Below are 24,357 nucleotides of genomic sequence, written 5' to 3' on the forward strand. Positions count from 1 at the left end.
GCTTCGAAGGCTTCGCCGCCGGAACGGCGGGTCAGTGTGCCATCAGGACGGGGATGTGCATGTAGTCCAGCACGGTGCGCGTCGCTCCGCCCAGCACCCACTCGCGCAGACGGGATCGGCCGAACGCTCCCATCACGACCAGGTCCGCCGAAACGTCGCGGGCCGCATCCAGGATCGCCATTCCCGCGTCGGCACCGGAGGCATCGGTGCGGCGCATTTCCGCCTCGATCCCGTGACGCTTCAGGAACGCCACGACGTCGAGCTGGGGCCGGGGAGTCGCCGGAGGCAGCCTCTCGCGGTCCTCGCTTCCAGAAAGCACGACGACGCGCTCCGCCCCGACGAGGAGGGGCATGCCGCGGAGCACGGCGTCGGCGGCCTGGGCGCTGCCGTTCCAGGCGACGAGGACACATTTTCCCGTATCGAAGAAGGGGCCGGTGGACGGCACGACCAGGATCGGGCGGCCGGTCGGCACCGTCACGATCCGCTCGACCACGCCCCAGCTTTCCCCGGGTTCGGTCTTGCCGACGACGACCAGTTCCTGCAGGCGGCTGACGATGGCGATCAGGTCGGCGGCCTCGCCCTCGTACGCGCACCAGGCCAGATCGACGCCTTCGCGCTCCCCCAGGGAGCGTATCCGCCGCTCCGCCTCGGTGGCCGCGGCGTAGTCGCGATCGATCAGCGTCTGCAGAGGTGCCGAGTTCTCCGTCAGGATCGCCCTCATGCGCGCGACATCCTCCAGCGGGTAGAGGCAGGTTACCCGCGCGTCGAACCGCCCGCCGAGCCGCAGGGCCACCTCCACGGGTTCGATCGACCCATAGGGGCGCACATGGGCAAGAATGTCCTGAAAAGCCATTGCCGTCTCCCTCCCCCGGAACCTGCGGAGCCGTCCGCAGGCACATTTCGGGAAATCCTAGCCGTCCGGGCGAGGGTGCGCCTTGATCCAGGTAAACATCGGATTCGAAGGGCGAGCCGTGCAGGGATGGATCGTTGCCGGCGATTATTCCATTCACGTCGAATGTTTCAGTAGAAACAGAATATAGAGCAGTCTTAACCAAGGACATACAACGTGAGGTCTTTATAAGAAGAAATTACTCCTTCAGCGACCCAAGAGTTCGGGAATTTATAGATTTTCCAATACGTCATCTAACCGACAGCAGCCATGGGGAGACGCTTTTCGCATGCTTCTGATAACAGGTGATACGGCTGAACCGTAGTAGATGCCTTAGCAGAAACAGTATCCGCCGGAATGGTCGCGTGACACGCGGTCCGGCAAGAAGTCTTCCCCGAAGTATTATCCTTCATCACAACGCTCCCCGATGCGGGGGCGACACCGAGGATTTGCATATGCGCAGCCTGACAAGTCGTTCATTTGCGTCGGTCACCAAAACGGCACTCCTCGCCTCGGCGTGCGCCCTCTCCCTCTCGGCAACCGTCCAAGCGCAGACCCCGCCGTTCGCCCCGCTGGAGGTCGAGATCGAGGGCAGGATCCTTGAGATCGACCCGGAGGGACGGACCCTGACGGTGATGGGAACCGTGATCAAGGTCCCTGAGAGTGCGAGGATCTCCACGCCGACGAACCCCAGCATCAGCTGGGCCGACGTCGTGGGCTACGATCTGCCGGGGAAACCGGACGGGTTCCGGAACGGCACGGCGATCGTCATCGGCGAGAGCGATGGAACCAAGGTCACGGCGTCCGACGTGTCGCTGAACCCGGAAGAGAATGTGGCTCTCGGCTACATCACCCAGAACAGCAACGGTGTCCTCAAGCTCGACGGCATGGAAATCGTCCTGATGCCCCCGCGCTCCGGCGCGGCCTCGTTTCCCCGAACAAGTCGCCCTTCGACCCTCGGGTGCCCGGCAATCCGCTGAAGAACGACTTCGGTTTCCCGTTGGCCCGCAACAGCATCGTTCCCGGCACGCCCGTGGCAGCCGAGGGCTGGTGGTCCGACGACGACAAGAGGCTTTTCCTTTGGGATCTGGAGGTGTCGGGCGGCGAGATCACGAACCCGACTGTGCCCAAGATAAGCATCCTGCGGGCCCAGTGCAGGCAGCGCGCTCCGAACGATATCGAACTGGAGGTCCGGGGCGCCACCTACATGGGAACGACCCCGTCGCCAGCGGCGGGGGTCGAGATCTTCCGCGTCGCGGGCGACGGCCTGACGCGGTTCGCCTATCCGATCACCGTGACGTCGGTTCCGGACGCCGAGGACGGACGGTTCGCCCTCTACCGGGTCGACGCACGCCTCACCAACGCGCAAACCGGTTCGCAGGCCGGCGACGGCTGCCCCGCCACGATCGGTGCCCGGTTGCTCAACCCGACCACCCGACAGCCGGTAAGGACCACCAACGCTGCCGGCAATCTCGTGAACATCCAGGCTACCACCGACGTGGACAACCGCATCGACTGAGACACGCGTGACGGATCGAGCACTTCCTTGAAGGCCGGGCAAGCCCCGGCCTTCTTCATTTCGGCGGTCTTCCGGACACCATATCGGCTTGGCGCAATACCCACGGTCGGCATAATCGACAACATCTAAGAAGTACTCCCATAAGATTCAAATCTTTCTGGAATAACGATCTTTCCTGCTCGTCGTCTAAGTAACGACAGCTATCATGGGGGTTGATTGCATCCTGGCGATTTGTGAAATGTCCACATTGTAGTCGTTCTTGCTGCGGCATCGCCTGCGGTATTAACAACTCGGCCCGAGGTTCAGCAGTCGACCTTCAGTTAGTTCACGTCTTCTTGTCATGCAGTCCGACTATCTACCTGCAGCATAGATAATACGTAGCTGCAGCCATTCAGAACATCGTCAAATCACTCCAATAAATGGAGTGGCATCAAGGAATTGATAATGCGCAGCTTTGCCAAATCTCTGGTTCTGACGACCGCTCTCCTGTCTCCGGCCCTGTTCGCGACCGCGGTCGTGACGACGCCCTCGCCAGCCTTCTCACAAGCGGTGCCCGCGCCGCAGGACGTGGAAATCGAAGGCGAGATCGAGGCATTCGAAACGGTCAACGGCGTCAACCGCATGAAGATCATGGGCGTCTGGGTCAACTTGAAGTCCAGTACCCTGATCACCAGCATTTCCGGTGACATCTCGCCCACGGACCTGATGGACCCGAAACCTATTCCCGGCTTCAGGAAAGGCCCGGGCTTCATCGGGGGAACCGGCATCGTCACGGGAACCAGCGTAGCCGGCCCGCCCGATGCCGCCGGCAATCCCACTGGCATCGTCACGGCCGACACCATCTTCGCCGACACGGCCGAGAACGTTCTCCTCGGAACTGTGCGGAAGAACATCAACAATGCGAAAGACAGGTGGTTCGACATCGAGGGCAGTAAGGTCATACTCCTGCCGAGCAGCGAAACCGCCAATTCCTATCCCGCCTACCCGAAGCCGAACGGCGTGTACGAGAACGGCTCGACGATCCATCCCCTGTACGACTCACGCTACAAGGGGTCGCCGATCATGAATGCCTACGGCTTCCGGATCAAGCCGGTGTCGATTCTGCCCGGAACCTTAGTCGCGGCCGAGGGGCATTACGGCTGGGTGAATAACCAGAAGGTGTTCCTCGCCTTCACTATCGAGGCCGATGCCGGCGAGCTGGTGAATTTCACTACGCCTGCCGTAAGCATCCAGAGGGCACAGTGCCGGCAGCGCAATGCCAACTCGATCGATCTTGAAGTCCGCGGCAGCATCCACAATCCATCCGCAATCAACGGCGCTGCGGGCACGGTCAATATCTTCAAGCCGGCCCTGAACGGCGTGGCGCGGGCCGAATACGGGGTCGCCACCGCAATCGCCGACGTGGAAACCTTCGGCGTCTATGACTACGATGCCCGAATCACGACCACCCTCGGCTGCCCGCCGAAGGTGCGCGCCCAGTACACCGTCAACGGCCAGACCGTCGCGGCTCCGCTTACCGACGTCGAGATCCGCATCGACTGATACTTCAGCGAAGCTGATCGGGAACCGGTGGAAACAGTACAGCTTATCGAGTGGTAGACTTATGGGGGTGCGGTCCGATCGGAACGCACCCCTTTTTCTTGCGAGATGCATCCTTGGTGCGGGTTCTCCCGCAGTTTGAGTGAATCAGGCGACCAAGTGTATGTCAGGAGCCGGCGACCTGCTGTCCTACCGGCCGGCGCAGACCCTGGCGGCATGGTGGCGGGAATACGACACCGTCACCGTGATGGCGCAGGATCCTTGGCGTCCGCGTACGCGGGCAACGGGATCGCCCGCACGGGGCGCGATACGCCATCAGCGCTGGTCGGAATGCCGAGGCGACGCACAAGCAGGCTGGCGCCGGCTTCACCGCCACAGGTGACGCCGGCTTCGCCTTGAGCGGTGGCGAGGAGCGCACAAGAGAAAGCCCGGGCCGGGCGATGACCGCCTGGCCCAGGCTCCCGCCGGTGAAGCCTTGTCCCGCCTCGTTTACCGGATCGGCATGCCGTTGATGTTGCGCGCCATGTCGAAGAGATTGCCGGTGTTGGAGGGGCACTTGTCGGAGGGGTAACCCGCGGCGCCCGTGGCGTTCAGGACCCGCAGCCGGTCGGCCAGGCGACCGTCCGCCTTCACCGTATCCGGCTTGTGGCCGTCCGGGATCAGGAGTTCGGGGTGATCGAACGGCGCGCGCGAGCAGCGGACCCGTTCGTCGGTCAGTGACTGCATGAAGGCCACCAGCGCATCCTGCTCGGCCAGGGTCAGGCCCAGCGGCGTCACGTCGGGGGACTTGGTCGCGCTGCTGAAATCGCCGCCGCGGTTATAGAAGGCCATGACCTGCTGCAGGGTGGCTTGCCCGCCGTTGTGGAAGTAGGGAGGGGTCAGCGCCACGTTCCGCAGGGTCGGGGTCTTGAAGGCGCCGTTGACCGCCAGGCGCTCGTCCCTCAGGTTGATGCCCGGAGGAACAACGTCACCATTGCAGCCGACAGCCGACTGTCCCGGGAAGGGAACTTCGAAGTCGCAGGCGTTGATCAGGAAGGAGTCGAGCTTGCGCCCCTGGACCCACTGGCGGGAGAAGGAGAGCGGCTTGCCCCAGGGATCGGTGCCGCCCACGCCCAGGTCCTCCTGCACCGGCCGGACGCCGATATTGTAGAAGCCGTTGTCATAGAGCGAAGGGTTGCCGTCGCTCATGGGCATGCGCTCGACCAGCTTGGGCTGCTTTCCCTGTGCCGACACATGGGCGGCCTTCGACATCAGCGGGCCGTCGTGGCAGGCGATGCACTTGCCCTTGCCCTCGAAGATCTCCTTGCCGAGCTTCTGCTGCGCCGTGAGCTGATTGCGGTCGAACGGGCTGTCGTCGGAGATGAGGGTGGCCTCGTACAGCATGACGGAGAGGCCGAAGAACAGCGGGAAGTTCAGCTCCATCTGGGTGTAGCCGTTGGGATCCTGCACCAAGCTGACGGTGCCATCGGTTCCGGTCACGAACTTGAAGCGGTTGGGAGATCCCCAGAAGCGCTTGGCGAACGCCCTCTGGATCATTTCCCCGTAAGTATGCTTCAGGCCGATCTTGGAAGCGGTGATGATGTCGCCCACCGGTCCGCCGGTGCCGAACAGGCTGTCGGCCGCATGGACCGTCTGCAGCTTGAGAGCCTGCTGGGCCATCATCTTGCGGCCGATGTCGGCGAAGGTCCGGGCGGTGCAGGACATTTCGAAATCGCTGAGCAGAGGCCCCACCGCCTGGGAAGCCGCGCTCGCGTTCTCCAGCCGGACATTCTGAAGGACGACGGAGCCGTCGGGCTTCATCACCAGAAGACGCGCCGCGGGGTCGTTGCGGATATCCCGGCGGCCGAAAACGCCGACGCCGCTGAACAGGTTGTTCGCCCGGCCGTCCCAGAAGTTCCGGTGGTAGAACACGGCGTTGATGACGGTCGGCGTATTGCGGGGTTCGACCTTGCGCGTGCCGTGGCCGAGGACGTTGAACACCTCGTCGGTGGTCATCTTGCAGCGATCGGTGTTGGTGGCCCGCGGCCGCTGCTTGGGGCGTTCGATCGTGCCGACATAGTCGCCGGCGAAGGTGCCCGCCGAAGCCGCCACGTCGTTGGTGTCGAACAGCACCTTGCTCTTCGCGTTGTTCGGATTCTGCAGCTTGCGGAACGGGAAATCTTCCGGCTTCAGCGTGATGTTCGGGCCGGCTGCCTGACCGGACGCCGTCAGGCCGGTTTCCGCCGTGGAGCCGAACATCTTGTCCCCTGCATTGAGCCCGGGGTTGAGCTGGTTGGTCACGCGCGGATCGGCCCCGGCCCGGAAATGGCAGCTGGCGCACGCCACCGTGTCGCTTCCGATCTGCTGGTCCCAGAACAGCGCCTTGCCGGCAGCCTTGGCCCACGCGGCGTTCTTGACGATGCCGGTCAGGTCGGGCAGCGGCGGCGCCAAGCCCTTCAGGGATTTCAGGGGACGGTCATCGGGTTCGCCCACGTCGATGACCTCGTCTTCGGGCTCGGTGTCATCGATATCCTCGATGAGCTCGAGTTCGGTGGTCGGCTCCTGTTCCGTTGTGGTCTGGGCGACTGCCAGCGACGACCAGAGGCCGGTCACCGTCGCAGCGGTAAGGAGACAAGTCGAGGCTGACAAGAGCCATTGGCGTGGACCGAGCCGCATTGGATGACGTTCCCTGAATCCTGTTCATCGGGTGCGTCTGCGCCGGTTTCCGGACCGGGGACGCGTTCAGGGGGATGACGATTCCACAGCGGCAAAATTCCCGGGACTTGTCCTTTTATTAGGCTTATCCCTATCCGGCTGCGATGATCACGCGTTGGAGATAAACCTATTCTTCCCGGGTCGGGCGCGGCTCGATCCCGGCGTCAGAAAAGGGGACCGGGTTCGGGCTTCTGCGACGGTTCCCGCGGGTTCCGTTCCGCAACCTCGGAAACGAGGGGAGTGACCTCCACCCGTTGCTGGTCGCCCGATCTTTTCAGATAGACTACGGCTTGCACCGCATCCGATCCGAAGGTCACCCTTTCGCGGTCGATCGCGACGACGCGCCAGCCGGCGAGTTCGTCGCCGGTCGATACCCGGCGGGTTCGGCTGCCGTCGACGTCCATCACCACCGCCACCGCCCGGGCCGACGAGACGGCAACCCCGAGAACCTTCGGCACCGGGACGTCGGCCTCGGCCAGATCCTCCTCCGTGGTGGCGGTCCCGGCGAGCGCCGGGACGAAAGGACGCCGGCCGGGCGTGAAGGCGGGCCTTTGCAGCAGTACGTCGATATCGGCCGCGACCTGGTCGCCCGTGTCATGGGGCCGGACCCGCTCCACCTCGAAGGATGCCGCCGGGATGTCCACCGCCGGCTCTTCAGGCTGCCAGCCCAGTCCCTGGGCCAGCACCATGCCGCCGGCTGCCATGGCGAACAACGACATCATTAGGGGAGAGGAAGGGCTCATTACTTACGGTCCTCAATGGCCAGGATATCGAAATCCGCCTGCAGGTCGATCTGGGGGGCCTGTGCCGACGAGTCCCCGCGTACGGAGTCGGCGGCGATATGAAGGCTGCGCACGGCAAGCGACGGATCGTGCTGCTGGACTGCGCCGAGAAGCCTTGCCAAGGATGCTTCGTCGCCGGTGGCCCTGACGCGGATCCCGAGCTGGACCGCATCATGCTCCCGCCGTGCCGGCACCGGCTGGATGCTGCGCTGCTGGATGCCGGATTCCGCCACGAGCTTCTGGATGAGCTTCTGGAACTCGGCGGACCCGAGAGCCTCGTTTTCGATGCGCAGGATGCCCTTCCGGCTGCCGGCGGCCTCCTTGGTTTCCTGCAGAGTCTGCTCGAGCGTGGGAATGCGCTGCACCGCTGCCGTGAGGCGCGCACGCCAGGCCGCCGCGTCGGCCAGCCTGGCCTGTGCCGCCTCGAAGCGGTCCAGCAAGGGAAGCACGACGATGTTGACCGATCCCATCACCAGCGTGACGAGGATCGTCAGCGCCAGCAGTTTGGAGAGTCGGGGAGAGATGGTCAGGGTGTTCATCGGCCCTCCGGCGCCGCGCGCTCCAGCTCGAAGCCGAGGGAGAAATCCTCGCCCGCATCGCTCGATGGAACGACTGCCGTTCGGAAGATGGGGTTCCGGAAATGGGGCGATCCCTCGATCACCTCGGCGACGCCGGCGGCCGATCTGGCCGAGCCGTCGATCTGCACGGTACGGCCATCGAACCGGAAGCCCGTCAGGTGGGTATCGTCACCGGTGATGCGGGCCAGTTCCGCCAGCAGGACCAGGGGAACCTTGTCGGCCAGAAACGCGTCGAGCGCCTTCTCTCGGTCGGCGATCTCGGCGATCTGCCGCTCGAGTTCGCCGGCCTTTCCGGCCTTGAGGCGCAGGTCGGCGACCTCGGCCTCCAGGCTTTCGGCCGTCGTCTCGAGGCGGACCAGGGGAACCAGGATACCGGCCAAAGCCGCGCCCAAGCCGAGCGCCCAGCCCAATGCCACGATCCGGCCGGCACCGCCGGCGGCAGGGCGGGCGGCGCCGAAGCCGAGATCCACGTTGCCCTGGGGAAGATCGACGGCCAGGGAACCGATGGATGCCTCAGCGTCGGCCAGGATGTCGCGGATCGGATCGAGCAGGCGCTTCGGAACGCAGATCATGTCGACCACCAGGCGGCGTCCGGCACTGTCGCGCTGCCGGACGCGATACCCGAGATGGACTTGGTCGGCCTTGAACGGGGTGCGCCGGTCGACCTCGAAGCGAAGGGCCTGGAGGGCCGAACGCTCTGCTGCGAGCGGCAGTTCGACCGTGCTGGTGACGGCGCGGCCGGCCGCGAAGGCGATCGCGATGCGACGACGCTTCAGCAACCGCTTCAGGACCTCGCGGTCGGCGGCGCCGAGCGGCAGGGGAAAGGTCGCGGACGAGCGGGCCGACCGGCGGACGGTGATCGCGTCGGCGGCCAGCTCGACGCGCAGATCCTTAGGCTGGACCAGCGCGCGCAGCCTGCGCGGCACGCAGGAGCTCAGCTCGCCGGTCCACCAGCGCCAGCCCTTCAGTGCGTTTTCGGTAAGCGTGCCCGTCGCGGCCATGAACAGCATCTCCAATCGCGATCACCCGCCGTTTCCTGCCGGCGGCGATCAGCCTTCATTGATCAGGTCGGTGAGGCGCTTGGCAAGCTGTTCTGGCGACATACTTGGGTAAATATATCGGACAACTTGGCCTTCCTTGTTCAGAAGGTAGATGTGCGTGGTGTGCGCCATCGCCATGTTGTGCAGCCGCGTCGCATCGTCGGAAGCCGACCGGATCCTGACCCGCTGTCCCGGCTTCCGAGGTTCTTCGGTCGTTTCTTCGGATGCCACCTCGGCGGAAACCGGAGTGGCATTGTGCTGCTCCTGGCCGTGATCCCCGTCGCCGTGGGCGGCATGGTCGCCATGGGAAGCCTGCGCCGCCTCCGCGCCATGGCCGCCGCCATGCTCCCCGGCGGGCTGGTCGCCGTCCTTGGCCACTTGGTTCTGCATCACGTAGTCGCGGCGGACCCGGTACTTGGCCGCAACCTCGTAGATCTCCCGGCGGTTGCCGGACAGGCCGATCAGGCGCGGGTGCTGCTTGGCGACGAAGGTCGCGAGCTGCTCCGGCCCGTCGTTGCGGTCGTCGACGCTGATCATGGCGATGTTGACCTGATCCGCCTTGTCGCCCATCAGGTCGACCGCCATGCCCAGCTTGGTGCCGATGATCGGGCAGATGTCGTCGCACTGGGTGTAGCCGAAGTAGAAGGCGGTCGCCCTACCCTTGAAGTCGGCCAGCGTCACCTTGCGTCCGGTATGGTCGGTCAGGCTGAAATCGCCGCCCAGCTGCTTCGGCTCCGGCCAGCCGCTGTGGGCGCCATAACCGCCATGGCCTCCGGCGGCCGGGGCAGCGTCCGCCTTCCCCGGTTCCGAATGGCCCGCGTGGCCGCCCTCCGCCCGGGCGGAGATCGGGGCCGTGCCGAGCAGGAGGGCGGCACCGCCCATCAGGAGCCCGGCGAGGACCGCCGCGCGTCCGGCACCCCTCGGCAAAGTGATGATCCGCATGGTTGAAACCCCTTCCGCTCAGAGAGCCACGATCTTGGCGATGGCGGTGCCGTCGAAATGCCGCTTGTTCGTGATCCAGTGATGGAAGTTGCCGATGATCTGATGGTCGCCGCGCGGAACCTCGGGCGCCCAGATGGCATAGCGCTGGGCCACGCCGACCTCGAGCTTGCTGCCGGCCGCCTTGTATTCCGGAGCCGAGAACCAGCCCTTGGGGCGGTTGGTCCGCAGGGGCCGGCCGTCCACCTCGACGATATAGCAGTTGAACGGCAGCGTGATATGCAGCCGGCTGTAGGAGGCGTTGGCGACGCGGAGCAGCAGGTGGCGCCCGGCGGTCATCCGGGTGACAGTCCGCGTGTCCGTCTGGGTCCTGCCGTTGTGGACGCCGTTGATCAGGAAGTAGGTCGGGTTGAACTTGTCCAGGCCGACATCGTCGCCGCACATGCCGGCATTGTGGTCGAGCTTGTGCCACACCGGGTCGACATCGTCGAACACCAGGATCGATTCGGCCGAGTAGGGCGCGCCGGGGGTGATGGCGGAAGGAACGTCCCCCGCCACGGGGTCGTAGAGGTAATTCGGATTCTTGGTGTCCGGGTTCTTGGTCAGCGGATCGACGATGAGCACGCCGTACATGCCCATCTCGAAATGAAGGACCGTGTTCTTGTGGCAGTGGTACAGGTAGGTCCCGGCCTGGTGCGCGCACCACTGATAGACGTAGCTGCTCTTGACCTCGAACGAGGTGTGGCCGACGCCGTCGTTCATGGGCGTGGGCTCGATGCCGTGCCAGTGGATGGTGTGGGCCCCCTTGGTCGGCTTGAACTCGCAATGGAATACCTGGCCCTGCTTCACCCGGATGAGCTTGGACGGCCAGGGGGAGTCGCTTCCGGAAACGTCCGGGTCCTTGAAGCCCCAGAACTGAAGCTGGGAGCCGTCCTTCATGTCCACGTTCCAGTCGGCGACCTGGCGGCGAAGGAAGACTTGCCGGGTGGTCCGGTCAGGCGTCGCGGGGTCGTTCTCGAACGGGTGGCAGCCGAAGGTATCGTATTCCAGGGGATCGGATATCGGGCGATAGATGGTCGTCATTCTCAGCTCTCCAGGGCGCTCGGGACTTCGCCGCTCAGCGTGTCGGAATGTCCGTGCAGCCGTGCTGTCGGTTGAACCAGGGTTTTGCGTATCGACAGGGTCGGTGACTCAGCTGGTGGCCACAGGTCCGTCGATATGCCAGTCCGTGACCAACCCCATCGGATAGGAGCCGCCGGCGGAGGTCTGGGAAATCTCGTTGTGGCAGTGCATCGGGTAGCGCAGCGGGTACTTCTCCTGGACCATCCGCCAAGGAGCCGGCGGAACGTCCGGCGGCGTCGTGAAGGGGAGCAGGACGTCCTTGATCATCATCGGAGGCATGGTCCAGACATCATGCTCGTTAAGGCTGGTCTGGTACACCGGCAGACCATTCTTGTTGCTCTCGGTCAACACGAAGACATGGTTGCCGTGGATATGCGGGCTATGGGTCGCCAAGCCGGCGTTCATGCAGCGGATCAGCGCAGGCTCCCCGGCACGCCCGGTCGGGCAGGTCGCCTTGTCATGGGCGGAGTCCAGCCCGCACAGGCCGTTGATCGTGAAGTACCTGGGATGGAACTGGCTCTCGAACTCGGCCGGGGTGACAAGCTCCCCGCCGCCGATCCGACGGCACATGACCGGGTCGATCTGGTTGAAGATCCAGACATATTCCCGCTCCTTCTGCCACGGCTTGCCCGGGAAGCGGGCGGGCTTGCCGTCGATCGTCGCCTCGCCCAGGGCCGTGAACAGCGACTTCATGGCGGGTGTGGCGGCACCCGGTGCGTATGGCATCGGCTTCTTTTTCGCCGCACCGTCGGCATAGCCATTCTTGGGCTCCACGATCAGCGCCCCGTACAGGCCGAGCACGCGGTTGATCGGGGAATTGTCGCCGTCGACGTAGAAGTAGGTTCCCGGCTTCGTCGCAACGAACTCGATCCGCGTCTTGTCCTCGCCGTCGCCGTCGGCGGGAGCCAGCCCGGAGACAACCGCGTTGCTCTGGCCGACGATCTGGAAGCCGTGCGGCCGGGTGCTGGAGTTGCGGATATCGATGCGGACGGTATCGCCCTGGGTCACCCGGAGAATGGGACCGGGAATGGACGCCGTCTTGCCGGTGGGGGCGAAGGCGTACATCGGAACTACGCTGCCGTCGATCAATTCGACATCGACATCGACGATTTCCAGGTCGAAATCGGCCTTCTCACCCGTCGGCGCGTCCTCGGAGGTTTGCGCTGAAAGGATCGCCGGAAGAGAGGTCGAAACCGTGGCAAACGCCGCCATGGCACTGCCGTACTTGAGGAATTCGCGCCTGCGCATTAGTTCTCACTCCTTGAATTCTGCTCAGAACGGCATGCGTTCGGACTATCGGACAAAAGAAAATCTTTTGATCCGTCTGGACTGCGTCAATGGATTATTCTTTGGTGTTTCGATATTGACTTATCGATGCGCCATAAGAAGCGACTTGTACTTTACCGTGAAAAAGGAAAGCCTAGTTTTTAACTTTTTTATACCTCCGGATAAACGTGTTGATGCGGTCGATGTCTCCCCAAGTTCCGGACATACCGACCTCAGCATCTCTGCGTCATGTTCGTGATGATGACGTGCGGGATGAATCCATATTCCCGTAATTCCAGGGAGTACCGCTCCAGGGGAGAATTCTTTCCGACAGTTATAGGGGCTGTCCCTTCATGTGGTTGGGTCTCCACCTTTAGGGCCCTGGACATCCGGCGCACGCGGCCTAGCAGGCCCGAACCGGGAAGAGTTGGTTCCCCCGATTTAGGTCGTAGATGCGGAATAAATCCGGTAGACCGCTCGTCCTGGACCTATCCAAACGGTTTCATTGGCGGATCCTCAGGCAAACCGATCCATGGCGAAACCCCGCAGCGATGTTTCCAGGCCAATTCTGTGGCGTGGCGGAGTTCGTTCCGCCGCCGGCCGGAATCGCTCGCACGCCGTGGTAGTCCTGCTGGCGCTGTTCGCCGCCGTCGCCCAGCTGATCCTGGCCGGCCATGTGCCTATGGGGGCACGGCAACCGGCGATGGCGGCGTCGTCCGGCCATCATCATGCCGCCGCCCGGCCGGTGCATGCGCCGTCGGCGCATCAGCATGCGGGACACGATCGACACGACCGGCAGCCTGTTCCGAAGGAGAAGCCGGGACATGGTTCGCCCGGGCAGACCTGCAACCTTTGCGCAGCCTGCTCGGGAACCGCTCCGCCGGTTCCCGCAGGCGGCAGCCACGTGGTTGCGCGTTGCCCCCAGCCTGCAAGGATCGACGATGCCCGGCGCGAAGAAGCGCCGGCGGCAAGGCATTTCCTGACGGCGGTTCATCCGCGTGCCCCCCCTCCGATGGTTCGATCCCAATCCTGCTGAATCGAAAACCTACCGAGGACGCCGCGCCGGCGGCCCGCCGGTCTGCGCGCGTGCCTCATGCCATCGGAATCGAGCCATGACAGAAACTTCCCTCGGACCCGCCCCGTCGCGGGCGGCGACGATCTCGTCCACCAGTGTCTACCGGGCGGTCTGGCGCTGGCACTTCTATGCCGGCCTGCTGGCGCTGCCCTTCCTCATCCTCCTGGCGGTGACCGGAGCGGCATACCTGTTCCGGGACGAAATCGACAATATCGTCTATCGCGACCTGAAATACGTGGAGGCGAGCGCCGGGGAACGGGCGGCGCCCTCGGCCTTGGTAGAAGCGGCGCTCGAGGCATATCCCGGCACCGCGGTGAAGTACACGCCTCCGGCCGATCCGCTGTCCTCCGCCGAGGTCGGCGTGAAGACCGCGGCCGGCAAGCTATCGGTGTTCGTCGATCCCTATTCCGGACGGGTGCTCGGCGACATACCCGACAAGGGATCGGTGATGTGGGTGGTCCGCCAGCTGCACAGCCTCGCCTGGTTCGGTCCGGTGGCCAACGGCGTCATCGAGATCGTCGGCGGCTGGACGATCCTGCTGGTCGGCACCGGGATCTATCTCTGGTGGCCGCGCGGCCGGGAGGGTGGCGTCGTGACCGTCCGCGGCACCCGGCGCCAGAGGGTGTTCTGGCGCGACCTGCACGCCGTGACCGGGATCTTCGTCGGCGCCTTCATCGTGTTCCTGGCGGTCACCGGAATGCCGTGGTCGGTCTATTGGGGCGACTATGTCAACCGGTGGGCCAACGGCTCCAACTTCGGCTATCCCGCGGGAGTCCGGGTCGCCGTGCCGATGTCGGACGAGCACCTGGCCCATGTGTCGGGACCGACGAGCTGGTCGCTCGAGCAGGCGCGGATGCCTGAATCCGCCCCGGCAGGCGGTGGTCCGATCGGTTTGGACGGCGCGGTCGCGGCGTTCGACCGGCTGGGCATGGCGCCGGGCTATGCGGTCAGCCTGCCCGGCGGGCCGAAGGGCGTCTACAGCGCGTCCGCCTATCCGGACGACCTGTCGCAACAGCGGGTTGTCCACATGGACCAGTACACGGGCAAGCCGCTGATCGACATGAGCTATGCCGACTACGGCCCGCTCGGCCGGGCGCTGGAATGGGGCATCAACGTCCACATGGGCCAGGAGTTCGGCGTCGCGAACCAGATCGTCATGCTTGTGGTCTGCCTGGCGATCGTCCTGCTGTCGGTCTCCGCCGGAGTCATGTGGTGGAAGCGCCGTCCGAGCCGTACGCTTGGCGTGCCGCCCATGCCCGCGGACCGGGGAGTCCTGCGCGGCGTGCTGGCGATCCTGATGATCGGCGGGGTCCTGTTCCCCCTGGTCGGGATCTCGATGGTCGTGATGGCCGTCCTCGACTACCTGCTGGTCGCCGGGCGGCGCCGGACGGAAACGGCGTGATCCCGGGCGGGGCGGCGGGTGGCGAAAGCCGTCCCGCCGTCCCGCGCGCGCCTACATGGCGATAGAGTTCATGCTGAGGATCGCCATCACGACGGACGCGATGATGAAGGCGATCACGCCGCCCAGGCCGATGGTCAGGAGCGGCGCCAAAAGGGCGATGCCGCGCTGGATCTCGCTCTCGGCCTCCTCCTCCAGGATGTTGGCGGCGTGGCCCAGGACCTCGCCCAACCGCCCGCTCTCCTCGCCGACGCGGGCCAGGTCCAGCAGGACGGCCGGGAAGATCCTGGTGGCGGCCAGCGGCTCGGCGATGCCGCGGCCCTCGATCAGGGCTCCGCGGACATCCTTCAGAGCATCGGCGAAAGCCATGTTGGTGGCGCCGCCCCGGGCCAGCTCCAGCGCGTTGGCGGCCGGCAGGCCGGCGCCGATCAGGGTGGAGAACAGTCGGGCGAACCGGCCGCCCTCGATCCGGCGGATCAGGCCGCCGGCCAGGGGGGCCCGCAACAGCAGGCCGTGCAGGGCGCGGCGCGTCTCGGGAGCGTTGACCGAGACGCGGACGGCGATTCCGGCGGCGACCAGGGCGACCAGCGCGTAGAGCCCGTATTCGCGGAACAGGCGGCTGGTCTCCAGCACCACGATGGTCATGGTCGGCAGCCGGTCGCCGGCACCGTCGAACAGCGGTTCGAGCTGGGGCAGGACGACGGTGAACAGGGTGCCGATGGAGACGGCGGCCGTGACCGCCAGGATCGCCGGATAGGTCAGTGCGGCGCGCACCGCCTTCGCCGACCTGGCCCGCCGGTCGGCGAGATCGGCCAGGCTGCGCAGGATGGTGGCGAGCGCGCCGGCCGCCTCCCCGGCGCGGATCATGCCGATCGCATAGGGCGGCGCCAGTTCCGGCCGCTGCTCCAGCGCTTCGCTGAAGGGGATGCCGGCCCGGACCTGCTCCAGCACGACGTTCAGCGCCGGCGCCATCGTCTTGAGGTCGCGCGACCGGGCGACCGAAGCCAGCGCCTGGTCCAGCCGGAGGCCGGCATCCAGCAGCAGCGCCAGTTCGCGGGCGAAACGCGACAGCTTGGCGGGCGGCAGCGACTTGCGGCTGCCGGCGAATCCTCCGGCGGCGGCTTGGCCGGTCTCGATGCGGAGGGGCACGGCGCCCCGCTCCTGGAGTTGGCGCGCGACCGCCTCGGTGTCCGCGGCGCTGAGAGTGCCGACGGCGATCTTGCCGTCGCGCTCGACCGCCTCGAACTGGAAGACCGGCATCAGGAAGCTCCCTGCAGCGTCGCCATCAAGACCTCCTCCACCGTCGTGGAGCCGTCCGCGACCTTGCGCAGGCCGCTCTCGAACAAGGTCTCCATGCCCTCCTCCCGCGCGATCTCGGCCAGCCTGGAGGCTTCGCCGCGCGCCATGGCGGCGGCGCGCATCCGGTCGGTCATGACCATGAGTTCCGTGATCATGGTCCGCCCGCGCCATCCCGTGCCTCGGCAGGACGGGCATCCGGGCGCATGCATGGGCCGGGCTTGTCCGTCGGGGGCGAAGCGGCCGAGATCGAACCGCTGGACGATCGCGTCCGCGTAAGGGTGGGGCTCGCGGCAGTCGGGGCACAGGGTGCGGACGAGCCGCTGGGCCAGCACGGCATTGAGGGTGGACGCCAGCAGGTAATCCTCGACACCCATCTCCAGCATGCGGGTGATGGCGCCGGGAGCGTCGTTGGTGTGAAGCGTCGACATGATCAGGTGGCCGGTGAGCGACGCTTCGATCGCGGTCTGCGCGGTCTCGCGGTCGCGGATTTCGCCGACCAGGATGACGTTGGGGTTCTGCCGCAGCAGCGCGCGCAGGATCGAGGCGAAGGTCAGCTTGATCCCGGGCTTGACCTCGGTCTGGTTGACACCGGGAAGCTGGTACTCGATCGGGTCCTCGATGGTGAAATACTTGCGCGACGGGACGAAGACGCGGAGCAGCGAGCTGTAGAGCGTGGTCGTCTTGCCGCTGCCGGTCGGCCCCGTGACCAGGACGATCCCGTAGGGGCGGTTCGCCGCCTCCAGCCACTTGTCGAGCACGGGGCCGGTGAAGCCGAGCTTCACGAAGTCAAGCGCCACGGAACTGCGGTCGAGCACGCGGATGGCGACGCTTTCACCGTGAAGCGTCGGAACGATGCCGACGCGCAGGTCGACCTGACGGCCTCCGACGGTCATCTTGATGCGGCCATCCTGGGGAAGGCGGCGCTCGGCGATGTCGATGCCGGCCAGGATCTTGATGCGGGAGACGACGGCCCGGTGAAGGGCAGGTGCCGGCGCCTCGATCGGCGTTAGATCGCCGTCGATGCGGAGCCACTGCACCGGCCCGCCTTCCTGGCTTTCCAGATGAAGGTCGGACGCCCGGCTCTCCACCGCCTGGACGATCATGTGGTTGACGAACCTGACGACCGGCGCCTCGCTCGCCAAGTCCTTCAGGCGCTGGAGGTCGTCGTCGCCGGCCACGGTCGTCACATGGGTGTCCGAGGCGGCGCCGTCCCGCAGCTTGGCGACCGCCTTCCGGATATCGGACTGGGTCGCGACCCGGATCCTCACCGGCAGGTCGAACAGCAATCCCGCCGCCTGGAGGGCGGCTGAGTCCGTCGGGTCGGCCGACGCCACCACGACGTGGTCCTCCTCCACCCGGAGCGGGAGGACGCGGGCCTGCTCCATCCAGCGCGGGCTGGCCTCGCCGACCGCCTCGTCGGGCCATTCGTGGGCTTCGACCTGGGGGAGCGAGAGCGCCCGGCAGAGACTCTCGGCCACGATGGTCTCCGGGACGATGCCCAGGTTTATGACCGCGGTCGGCAGCCCGATTCCGCTTTCCGACGCCGCCCGGCGGGCGCGATCCAGCAATGCCTGCGACAGGTGCCCGGACGCCAGCAGGTCGCCCGCGAACGCGTCCTGGAGAGCGTCGGCGGGAGCGCCGGGGAAGGAGGTGACGGTCGGGTTGTCGGCGAGGCTCGTCATGGCTGCACCAGTTCGGGAACGAGGAAAACCACCCACAATGCGGCGGACAATGCAGGGACGAAGGGAATGCGGCCGTCCCGCTCCACCCAGCCGCCACGGAGGAGGAATGCCGCGGCGAGCAGGCCGAAGACGCCGGACAGGAACAGGACGCTCGGCAAGGCCGCCAGCCCGACCCAGGCACCGGCCGCGGCGAACAGCCGGACGTCGCCGCCGCCGATGCCCTCATGCCCGCGGACCCGGCGGTAGGCCGCGCCTAGCAGCCAGATGGCGCCGGCGCCCAGGGCAGCGGCGGCGGCATGAGCCGGGACCGCCTGCGGCTCGACCCACCAGGTCGCCGCGAGGCCGGCGGGGATCAGCGGAAGGGAAACGGCGTCCGGAACCTCCAGGTAGCGCAAGTCGATCAGCGCCAAGCCGAGCAGGGTCCAGCCAAGGACGGCGGCGAAGGCCGACAGCGGCATCGGCAGGAGCACGGCGGCCAGGATGGCCGCCAAGGTGCAGGCGGCCTCCATGGCGGGATGGAGGCTGCGCAAGGCGGCCGGGCACGCGTCATCCTCGCCCGGCGGCGCGGGATAACGGTCCACCAGGATGCCGACGATGCCGCCGAACAGCGGTGCCGATGCTATCAGGAGCAATTCCAACCCTTCCACCTGCCTGTTCAGTTCCCTTTTCGTGGACGTGCCGGTGAACCTCATCGGCGCGATGATACCCGTGTGTTGACGGACATCGGTCGAATTTATTCCCGCTTTATGCCCTTTTGCCTTGCCGGGCCTGCGCATCCCGGCGGGTCGTCCGGACCGGATCTTACAAAATGTGCCTAAAGATGTACTGGTCATGCTGTACGCCGACATGCATTTTCCAGCGGCCGGGGAGTCGGCGTACCGATTCGGGGGGGAGACCCGCCAGGAAATTTTAAGTCAGGTTCAGTGGGAGAAAATTGCTGCGCCGGAGCGAGCCGACGAGTTTCGGGCAGCTTTCCGAGCAAGTGGCCCGAGGACGTTTAAACCAGGAGTTTAGTCCAGAGATACATCTTTTTCTCGCTTCCATTCGGCCGATGGATAATTCTTGGTGGCCATTCGCCGATTAGGTTTTCCAAAAATGAATGAGGAAAACTACCGCTACTACCCTTCCGATGCACTTTTCTCGAAATCGGAACTTGGGTGTTAGAGATTACGAACCGGTTCCATCCGCAAGTGCAGGTTTCACCGGTCGGTGGATTTTTCGGTTTTCGTCATAGGTCTTCCTTTGAACCCTGGTTGCTTTGAGTCGGTGAACGATTGATGACGACACGCAGAACACCCGCTCCGTCCGGATTTCGGCTGGGAATTTCCGCCTGTGCTGTCCTGGCTCTCCTGGCTGGATGCGCTCAGGGTACCGCGCGGAGCAACATCGACGAACGCATGTCCGAACTGATGCGCACGGACGGCGGAACATCGGGGCAGCCGACGCCGCTCGTTCCGGGCGGAGGGGTTGGATCGGGCGGTGCCGCCGGCCGGGAGGAGCAGCCGCCGAGGCGGCCGGCCTATGTGGAGCGGGGCGGCTTGCGCATCCAGGTGCCGGCGACCTCCACCCGGCCGTCGCCGACCGGCGAGAGCGTGGAGCTGAATTTTCCGGACACCGACATCAGGGAGTTCGCGCGCGCCGTGCTCGGCGACATTCTCGGACTGACCTACGCGGTCGATTCGAGGATCGAGGGAACCGTAAGCGTCGATACCCGCGGAGCCATCCCGCGGGCCGACGTCCTGCCGCTGGTCGAGCGCGTGCTCCAGATGCATGGGGTGTCGCTGGTTCCTTTCCCCAACGGTTACCAGGTGGTTCCGGCGGAGTCGGGCCTTACCAACGGCCCCGCCCTGGGCGGGGGACCGGGAATGGGAGTCCGGGTCCTGCCGCTGCGGCATATCGAGGCCGCGAAGGCGTCCGAACTGCTGGCTCCGCTGACGCCCAGGGGTGCAGTGGTCTCGGTCGATCCCAAGCGCAACATCATGGTCCTCGCCGGATCGGGGCCGCAGCTCGACCTGATGGAAGCGACCGTCCAGGCGATCGACCTGGACCAGCTGCAGGGCATGTCCTTCGCGCTGAAGCCGCTCCGCTACGCGGCTCCCGCGGCGATGGCCGAGGAACTGACGGCGATCTTCGGATCGGAGGAAGGGGACCAGGAGGTGCGATTCGTGCCGGTCGAGCGCATGAGCGCCCTGGTCATCGTGACGCGCAACGCCGACGCGATCGACCGCATGCTGAACTGGGCCGAGCGGCTGGACCAGGAGGGCGGCGGGTCCGATCCGGAGCTGTTCGTCTATCCCGTCCAGAACGGCAAGGCCGCCGACCTCGCCACGGCGCTGGGCCAGATCTTCGGTGCCGAACCGACCGGCCAGCAGATCGGCGGGTTGGCGCCCGGGTTGCAGTCGCGCCAGCTCGCCCAATCCAGCCTGACCCGGCGCGGACAGGGCGGATCTTCCGGCCAGGGCGGCTTGGGTCAGGGCGGTCTCGGCCAGGGAGGGCTGGGTCAGGGAGGCCTGGGCCAGGGAGGGCTGGGGCAGGGCGGCGGAGGGGGGGGACTCGGCGGCGATCCCTTGGGCGGCGGCGGTTTCGGCGGCCAGGGCGGCTCGGGATTCGGCGGCGGGTTCGACGGCGGCGCGGGCGGGCAGGGGCAGGGCAGCGGCTTCACGGCCGTCGCGGCACCTGGCCTGCGGATCATAGCCGACGACAGCCGGAACGCCCTGATCGTCCAGGGGACGCGGCAGCAGTACCGGCGCATCGAGAATGCCCTGCGCCAGCTGGATACCCAGCCGCTCCAGGTGCTGATCGAGGCGACCATCGCCGAGGTGACCCTCAACGATACGCTCCAGTACGGGTTGCAGTGGTTCTTCAACAGCGGCAATTTCCAGGCCTTGCTGAGCCAAAGCGCGAGCGCGACGCCCCAGCCGGCGCTGCCGGGCTTCGCACTCGCCTTCAACACGCCCGACGCGCGGGTCGTGCTGCGCGCGCTGGAATCGGTCACCGACGTGCGGGTGATCTCGTCGCCCCAGGTCCTGGCGCTGACCAACCAGACGGCGCTCCTCCAGGTCGGCGACAGCGTGCCGATCCCCGTCCAGCAGGCTGTCAGCGTCGTCAATCCGGACGCGCCGATCGTCAACTCGGTCCAGTATGTCGATACCGGCGTCACGCTCCAGGTGGTCCCGCGGGTCAACGAGGGCGGGATGGTCCGGATGGAGATCGAGCAGAACGTCTCCGAGGCGACCTTGACCACCACGTCCGAGATCGACGCGCCGACCATCGCCCAGCGCCGGATCGCCAGCACGGTGGCGGTCCGGAGCGGCGAGACCATCGGTCTGGGCGGCCTGATCCGCGACGGCGCCACCGCCGGCATGGATGGCGTTCCCTACCTGTCGAGGCTGCCGGTCGTCGGGCCGCTGTTCGGCACCCGGGCGACCGACGTTCGGCGTACCGAGCTGCTGATCCTGCTGCGGCCCCGGATCGTGCAGACGACCCAGGACGCCCGGGACATGACCAACGAACTGCGGTCGCGCATGCAGGCGCTGCTGCCGGTCGTTCACAGGGAACCGATTCAGGGCACCCGGCAGGGACTTCCCGTCCAGTGACGGGAAGCGTCGCCAGGACGGATCATCACGCCTGCCGGCGGATGAACGGCCGGCACCCAGGCGTGCCGCCGAGTTCCAATGGCGCGGCCGCGCCCGGAACTCGTCGGCATCCTCAAGGCATCGCCATGCGCAGACCCGGTTTCGCCCTGATCGCGGTATTCTGGATCGTCATGGTGGTCGGGCTGTTCACCGCGATCGTGGCGTCGCGGACCGGATTCGACATCGATCGCAGTGTCTGGGCGCACGACATGGGCAGGGTCAGGGCCGCCGCCGACGGGGCGGTGGAGGAGGCGGCGTTCCGGATGGTCGAGCGCCTCGGCTCGGGGCAGCCGGTGACGGACCTCGCCGGGGTGCAGGTCTTGGATCTGCGCATCGACGACATCCCGGTCCGGGTGAAGATCGAGGACGAGGATGGCAAGGTCGACCTCAACGGCGCCCAGCCAGAGCTGCTCGCGCTGCTTTTCGAAACCCTGATGCGCGACAACCCGGACCTTCCCGCCGAGGATCCGGTGGCGCTTTCCGAGCGCATCGCCGACTTCCGCGACATCGACAACCTGCGCCGGGCGAACGGCGCCGAGGATCCGGAGTATGTGGCCGCCGGCCGGCCGGCCGGCGCGAAGGACGGCGTGTTCGACACCGTGGGCGAAATGGAGCAGGTCCTTGGCATGCCTCCGGAACTGGTCGCGGCGGCGGCCCCGTTCCTTACGGTCCATAGCGGGCGGGCGCAGTTCGACCCTGTCGTGAGTCCGCCCGGATTGCAGCGGCTGGGCAGCGCCGTCGAGGCCGCCGGGCTGCTCAGCGGAGTGGCGCCCTCGCGGCGGCGCATGTTCTCGGTGACGGCCGAGGCAGCGCTGCCGAGCGGAGTCAGGCTGACGCGCGCTGCGTCTTTCAGGATAACCGGCGACATGCGCCAGCCGGTCGCCTGGTACGGCTGGCGGGCTATCGGCGGCTGACCAGCCGCTGTCCGGTCAGCGGTTGCGCGGCGCCACGACGATCGGCGGCCACCCCTCGGCGGGACCGCCGCTCATGCTCAGCTCGATCAGGTCCGGCAGGCGCTGGCCGGCGGGCCAGGCGTTCCGCCAACCGCCGGCGTTGTCCCAGTAGCGGAACGAGACCTGAACCGCCCCTTCCAGGATCAACCGCTCGCCGACCTGCTGCTCGCCGGTCAGGCGGAGCGGCTGCCATCTCGCCAGCAGGCCGCCGGGCGACCCGGACATGGTCACGACGTTGGGACCGGCGAGGCCGAAGCGCTGGGGCAGGACCGTGACGAAGCGGAGCGATCCCTGGTCACCGGAGAAGATCAGCGGCGCGCGGTCGCGCCGGTCCGACCGGACCGGCAGGGCGGTTTCCAGCCAGTCGGCGATCTGGCGCTGGACCAGAAAACCATGGCCGCCGTCACCGCGAGGTGCGGCCGCGCGGGCCGCGAGCGCGATCACCTGCTGGCCGGCGACCATGATGAAGGCGATGAGCGTCATCGCCACCAGCATTTCCAGGAGCGTGAATCCGGGGCGCCGGGTCATCCCGCCTCTCCCGGGATCATCCGGCGGGTGACCAGGGCGATGTTCCGGCTGCCGCGCATGGACAGCCAGGACACCTCCACCCGGATATCGGCGATGCCCGCGGTGCTCCGTCCCGTGGCGTCCTCCATCGTCCGCAGGCAACAGGTTTCGAGCCGCCAGGAGAAGCCGTCGGGGGTCGTGCCGTCGACGGGCGTTCCGGAAGGCATCGGGATGGTACGCCCCACTTCTACCAGAAGCCTCTCCGCCAGCATGACCGCTTCCTCGGTGCGTTCGGCGCGCTCGGACGCCAGGCTTCCGAAGGAGAGGCGGGGCATCATGGCGCCCAGCGCGATGCCCAGGATCGCAAGGGCGACGAGGACCTCGATCAGGCTGAATCCGGGACGGCGGGCCAAGGCGGGGCGCTGCCGGCCGGCGGGCGGCGCGTCAGTCATCGACCTGGATCCTGCCGCTCAGCCAATCCGCCGCGATCCGCGCCTGTCCGCGGCTGGCGCTGGGCAGATCCAGGAGGACGGTACCTCCCGAGGAGCCACCGTCGGCATAGAACCGGATCGCTGCAGTGGCGCCGTCGCCCGGCACGCCGCCGTCGATCCCGAGTACGCGGACGCTCGAACCGGGAAGGCGCCCCCCCTTTCCGCCGGGCTGGATCCGCCATTCCCGGGCCTTCAGGTCGAACTGCACCTCGACCGGGCTTCGTGTCGCGGTCGCCATGTAGCGGGCGCGGGACAGTGCCGAGCCCAGTTCCCGGACGGCAGCCCTTTCCTTGGCTCCCTCGGCCCAAGACCCTCCCAGCCGAGGCGCCGCCAGCATCACCAGCCCGGCTATCGCCATGACGACGAGCAGCTCGAGCAAGGTGAAGCCGGCGTGACTTTTCATGATTCGATCAGGACGCGGGGCGGTGACGGATCACCAGCTGCCCAGGTCCTGGTTCTCCCCCGTGCCTCCGGCAGCCTTGTCGGCGCCCAGCGTGAACACCTCGACCTCGGCGCGCTCTCCGGGGGTGCGGTAGTGATATTCCTGACCCCACGGATCCTTGATCATGTCGGCCTTCCGTAGATAGGGGCCGTTCCAGCGTTGCGCGCCCGAAGGACGCTGTACCAGGGCCTTCAGGCCGTCCTGCTGGGACGGGTAGCTTCCCGTGTCCAGCCGGTACATGTCCAGCGTGGTCGACAGGTTCTGGATCTGCAGCTTGGCCGCGTCCACCTTGGCGCCGCTGAGATAGCGCGCGACAGCCGGCGCGGTGACCGAGGCCAGCAGCCCCAGGATGACGAGCACGACCAGCAGTTCCAGGAGGGTAAATCCGGCTGCCGAGGAGGGACGCTTCCGGTGGCTCATCCGGCCGGCAGGCGTCCGGCGGCCGGCGATCGGGCGGATGGCTCTCGGGCTATGAGCCTCTTGGCGGGAATTCCCCATGACTTCCT

Annotated in this window: 21 protein-coding genes; 6 read left to right on the forward strand and 15 right to left on the reverse strand. The window is 66.5% G+C overall.

What is annotated here, in order from left to right; genetic code table 11:
* Window positions 1–31: 31 nt before the first annotated feature.
* Window positions 32–853: a universal stress protein gene (locus tag DPR14_RS11640; protein WP_158045282.1), complete on the reverse strand. Its 822-nt coding sequence runs from the start codon at window positions 851–853 to the stop codon at window positions 32–34.
* 491 nt (window positions 854–1,344) lie between these two features.
* Between DPR14_RS11640 and DPR14_RS11645 the strand changes: the two genes are divergently transcribed.
* From DPR14_RS11645 to DPR14_RS11655, 3 genes are all read left to right on the forward strand, one after another.
* Entirely contained in the window at window positions 1,345–1,869 is a 525-nt protein-coding gene (locus tag DPR14_RS11645) for a hypothetical protein (RefSeq protein WP_158045283.1), read from the forward strand.
* Window positions 1,851–2,408, forward strand: coding sequence for a hypothetical protein (locus DPR14_RS11650; protein ID WP_158045284.1), 558 nt, complete (start codon window positions 1,851–1,853; stop codon window positions 2,406–2,408). Before DPR14_RS11645 ends, DPR14_RS11650 begins: the two co-directional genes overlap by 19 nt.
* Window positions 2,409–2,852: 444 nt before the next feature.
* A complete protein-coding gene (locus DPR14_RS11655; protein ID WP_158045285.1) occupies window positions 2,853–3,950 on the forward strand; it encodes a hypothetical protein in 1,098 nt (365 codons plus the stop codon).
* A gap of 486 nt (window positions 3,951–4,436) precedes the next feature.
* Here DPR14_RS11655 and DPR14_RS11660 read toward each other — a convergent pair whose 3' ends face one another.
* The 7 genes from DPR14_RS11660 to DPR14_RS11690 all read right to left on the reverse strand — a co-directional run bounded on the left by DPR14_RS11660 (window position 4,437) and on the right by DPR14_RS11690 (window position 12,350).
* Entirely contained in the window at window positions 4,437–6,539 is a 2,103-nt protein-coding gene (locus DPR14_RS11660) for a cytochrome-c peroxidase (RefSeq protein WP_192499422.1), read from the reverse strand.
* A 266-nt stretch (window positions 6,540–6,805) separates the two neighbouring features.
* The gene (locus DPR14_RS11665; RefSeq protein WP_158045287.1) at window positions 6,806–7,384 is read right to left on the reverse strand and encodes a hypothetical protein; all 579 of its coding nucleotides are present in this window, start codon (window positions 7,382–7,384) and stop codon (window positions 6,806–6,808) included.
* Window positions 7,384–7,962 carry a type II secretion system protein GspM gene (gene gspM / locus DPR14_RS11670; protein ID WP_158045288.1) on the reverse strand — a complete coding sequence of 193 codons (579 nt, stop codon included), beginning with the start codon at window positions 7,960–7,962 and terminating at the stop codon, window positions 7,384–7,386. Before gspM ends, DPR14_RS11665 begins: the two co-directional genes overlap by 1 nt.
* Entirely contained in the window at window positions 7,959–9,002 is a 1,044-nt protein-coding gene (locus DPR14_RS11675) for a PilN domain-containing protein (protein WP_192499424.1), read from the reverse strand. Before DPR14_RS11675 ends, gspM begins: the two co-directional genes overlap by 4 nt.
* A gap of 48 nt (window positions 9,003–9,050) precedes the next feature.
* On the reverse strand, window positions 9,051–9,983 hold the full coding sequence (locus DPR14_RS11680; protein WP_158045290.1) for an SCO family protein: 933 nt from the start codon (window positions 9,981–9,983) through the stop codon (window positions 9,051–9,053).
* An 18-nt stretch (window positions 9,984–10,001) separates the two neighbouring features.
* Window positions 10,002–11,063: a multicopper oxidase domain-containing protein gene (locus DPR14_RS11685; protein WP_158045291.1), complete on the reverse strand. Its 1,062-nt coding sequence runs from the start codon at window positions 11,061–11,063 to the stop codon at window positions 10,002–10,004.
* 108 nt (window positions 11,064–11,171) lie between these two features.
* A complete protein-coding gene (locus DPR14_RS11690) occupies window positions 11,172–12,350 on the reverse strand; it encodes a multicopper oxidase domain-containing protein (RefSeq protein WP_158045292.1) in 1,179 nt (392 codons plus the stop codon).
* Between the two features lie 1,130 nt (window positions 12,351–13,480).
* Here DPR14_RS11690 and DPR14_RS11695 point away from each other — a divergent pair.
* Complete coding sequence (locus DPR14_RS11695; protein ID WP_158045293.1) at window positions 13,481–14,845, forward strand: PepSY-associated TM helix domain-containing protein; 1,365 nt, start codon at window positions 13,481–13,483, stop codon at window positions 14,843–14,845.
* A 51-nt stretch (window positions 14,846–14,896) separates the two neighbouring features.
* On the opposite strand, the gene DPR14_RS11700 is transcribed toward DPR14_RS11695, so the two are convergent.
* Genes DPR14_RS11700 through DPR14_RS11710 form a run of 3 tightly spaced genes read right to left on the reverse strand, consistent with a single transcriptional unit; the run spans window position 14,897 to window position 18,455 of the window.
* Window positions 14,897–16,102, reverse strand: a complete 1,206-nt coding sequence (locus DPR14_RS11700; RefSeq protein ID WP_192499425.1) for a type II secretion system F family protein — start codon at window positions 16,100–16,102, stop codon at window positions 14,897–14,899.
* On the reverse strand, window positions 16,102–17,823 hold the full coding sequence (locus tag DPR14_RS11705) for a GspE/PulE family protein (RefSeq protein ID WP_158045295.1): 1,722 nt from the start codon (window positions 17,821–17,823) through the stop codon (window positions 16,102–16,104). Before DPR14_RS11705 ends, DPR14_RS11700 begins: the two co-directional genes overlap by 1 nt.
* Window positions 17,820–18,455, reverse strand: a complete 636-nt coding sequence (locus tag DPR14_RS11710) for a prepilin peptidase (protein WP_192499426.1) — start codon at window positions 18,453–18,455, stop codon at window positions 17,820–17,822. Before DPR14_RS11710 ends, DPR14_RS11705 begins: the two co-directional genes overlap by 4 nt.
* Window positions 18,456–19,220: 765 nt before the next feature.
* Between DPR14_RS11710 and gspD the strand changes: the two genes are divergently transcribed.
* Window positions 19,221–21,419, forward strand: coding sequence for a type II secretion system secretin GspD (gene gspD / locus DPR14_RS11715; protein WP_192499427.1), 2,199 nt, complete (start codon window positions 19,221–19,223; stop codon window positions 21,417–21,419).
* A 125-nt stretch (window positions 21,420–21,544) separates the two neighbouring features.
* Window positions 21,545–22,372, forward strand: a complete 828-nt coding sequence (locus tag DPR14_RS11720; RefSeq protein ID WP_192499428.1) for a type II secretion system minor pseudopilin — start codon at window positions 21,545–21,547, stop codon at window positions 22,370–22,372.
* Between the two features lie 15 nt (window positions 22,373–22,387).
* Here DPR14_RS11720 and DPR14_RS11725 read toward each other — a convergent pair whose 3' ends face one another.
* Genes DPR14_RS11725 through gspG form a run of 4 tightly spaced genes read right to left on the reverse strand, consistent with a single transcriptional unit; the run spans window position 22,388 to window position 24,349 of the window.
* A complete protein-coding gene (locus DPR14_RS11725; protein WP_158045299.1) occupies window positions 22,388–22,939 on the reverse strand; it encodes a prepilin-type N-terminal cleavage/methylation domain-containing protein in 552 nt (183 codons plus the stop codon).
* Window positions 22,936–23,370: a type II secretion system protein gene (locus tag DPR14_RS11730; protein ID WP_158045300.1), complete on the reverse strand. Its 435-nt coding sequence runs from the start codon at window positions 23,368–23,370 to the stop codon at window positions 22,936–22,938. The genes DPR14_RS11725 and DPR14_RS11730 overlap by 4 nt, the downstream gene beginning before the upstream one ends.
* Window positions 23,363–23,812, reverse strand: a complete 450-nt coding sequence (locus tag DPR14_RS11735; protein WP_158045301.1) for a GspH/FimT family pseudopilin — start codon at window positions 23,810–23,812, stop codon at window positions 23,363–23,365. The genes DPR14_RS11730 and DPR14_RS11735 overlap by 8 nt, the downstream gene beginning before the upstream one ends.
* 30 nt (window positions 23,813–23,842) lie before the next feature.
* Entirely contained in the window at window positions 23,843–24,349 is a 507-nt protein-coding gene (gene gspG / locus DPR14_RS11740; RefSeq protein ID WP_246149203.1) for a type II secretion system major pseudopilin GspG, read from the reverse strand.
* Window positions 24,350–24,357 lie beyond the last annotated feature (8 nt).

The sequence above is a fragment of the Skermanella pratensis genome, from assembly GCF_008843145.1.
Classification (GTDB): domain Bacteria; phylum Pseudomonadota; class Alphaproteobacteria; order Azospirillales; family Azospirillaceae; genus Skermanella; species Skermanella pratensis.

Coding starts and splice junctions, on each gene's coding strand:
- DPR14_RS11640 (WP_158045282.1), bottom strand. CDS start 853: ATGGCTTTTCAGGACATTCTTGCCCATGTGCGCCCCTATGGGTCGATC.
- DPR14_RS11645 (WP_158045283.1), top strand. CDS start 1,345: ATGCGCAGCCTGACAAGTCGTTCATTTGCGTCGGTCACCAAAACGGCA.
- DPR14_RS11655 (WP_158045285.1), top strand. CDS start 2,853: ATGCGCAGCTTTGCCAAATCTCTGGTTCTGACGACCGCTCTCCTGTCT.
- DPR14_RS11665 (WP_158045287.1), bottom strand. CDS start 7,384: ATGAGCCCTTCCTCTCCCCTAATGATGTCGTTGTTCGCCATGGCAGCC.
- gspM (WP_158045288.1), bottom strand. CDS start 7,962: ATGAACACCCTGACCATCTCTCCCCGACTCTCCAAACTGCTGGCGCTG.
- DPR14_RS11675 (WP_192499424.1), bottom strand. CDS start 9,002: ATGGCCGCGACGGGCACGCTTACCGAAAACGCACTGAAGGGCTGGCGC.
- DPR14_RS11680 (WP_158045290.1), bottom strand. CDS start 9,983: ATGCGGATCATCACTTTGCCGAGGGGTGCCGGACGCGCGGCGGTCCTC.
- DPR14_RS11685 (WP_158045291.1), bottom strand. CDS start 11,063: ATGACGACCATCTATCGCCCGATATCCGATCCCCTGGAATACGATACC.
- DPR14_RS11690 (WP_158045292.1), bottom strand. CDS start 12,350: ATGCGCAGGCGCGAATTCCTCAAGTACGGCAGTGCCATGGCGGCGTTT.
- DPR14_RS11695 (WP_158045293.1), top strand. CDS start 13,481: ATGACAGAAACTTCCCTCGGACCCGCCCCGTCGCGGGCGGCGACGATC.
- DPR14_RS11700 (WP_192499425.1), bottom strand. CDS start 16,102: ATGCCGGTCTTCCAGTTCGAGGCGGTCGAGCGCGACGGCAAGATCGCC.
- DPR14_RS11705 (WP_158045295.1), bottom strand. CDS start 17,823: ATGACGAGCCTCGCCGACAACCCGACCGTCACCTCCTTCCCCGGCGCT.
- gspD (WP_192499427.1), top strand. CDS start 19,221: ATGTCCGAACTGATGCGCACGGACGGCGGAACATCGGGGCAGCCGACG.
- DPR14_RS11720 (WP_192499428.1), top strand. CDS start 21,545: ATGCGCAGACCCGGTTTCGCCCTGATCGCGGTATTCTGGATCGTCATG.
- DPR14_RS11725 (WP_158045299.1), bottom strand. CDS start 22,939: ATGACCCGGCGCCCCGGATTCACGCTCCTGGAAATGCTGGTGGCGATG.
- DPR14_RS11730 (WP_158045300.1), bottom strand. CDS start 23,370: ATGACTGACGCGCCGCCCGCCGGCCGGCAGCGCCCCGCCTTGGCCCGC.
- DPR14_RS11735 (WP_158045301.1), bottom strand. CDS start 23,812: ATGAAAAGTCACGCCGGCTTCACCTTGCTCGAGCTGCTCGTCGTCATG.
- gspG (WP_246149203.1), bottom strand. CDS start 24,349: ATGGGGAATTCCCGCCAAGAGGCTCATAGCCCGAGAGCCATCCGCCCG.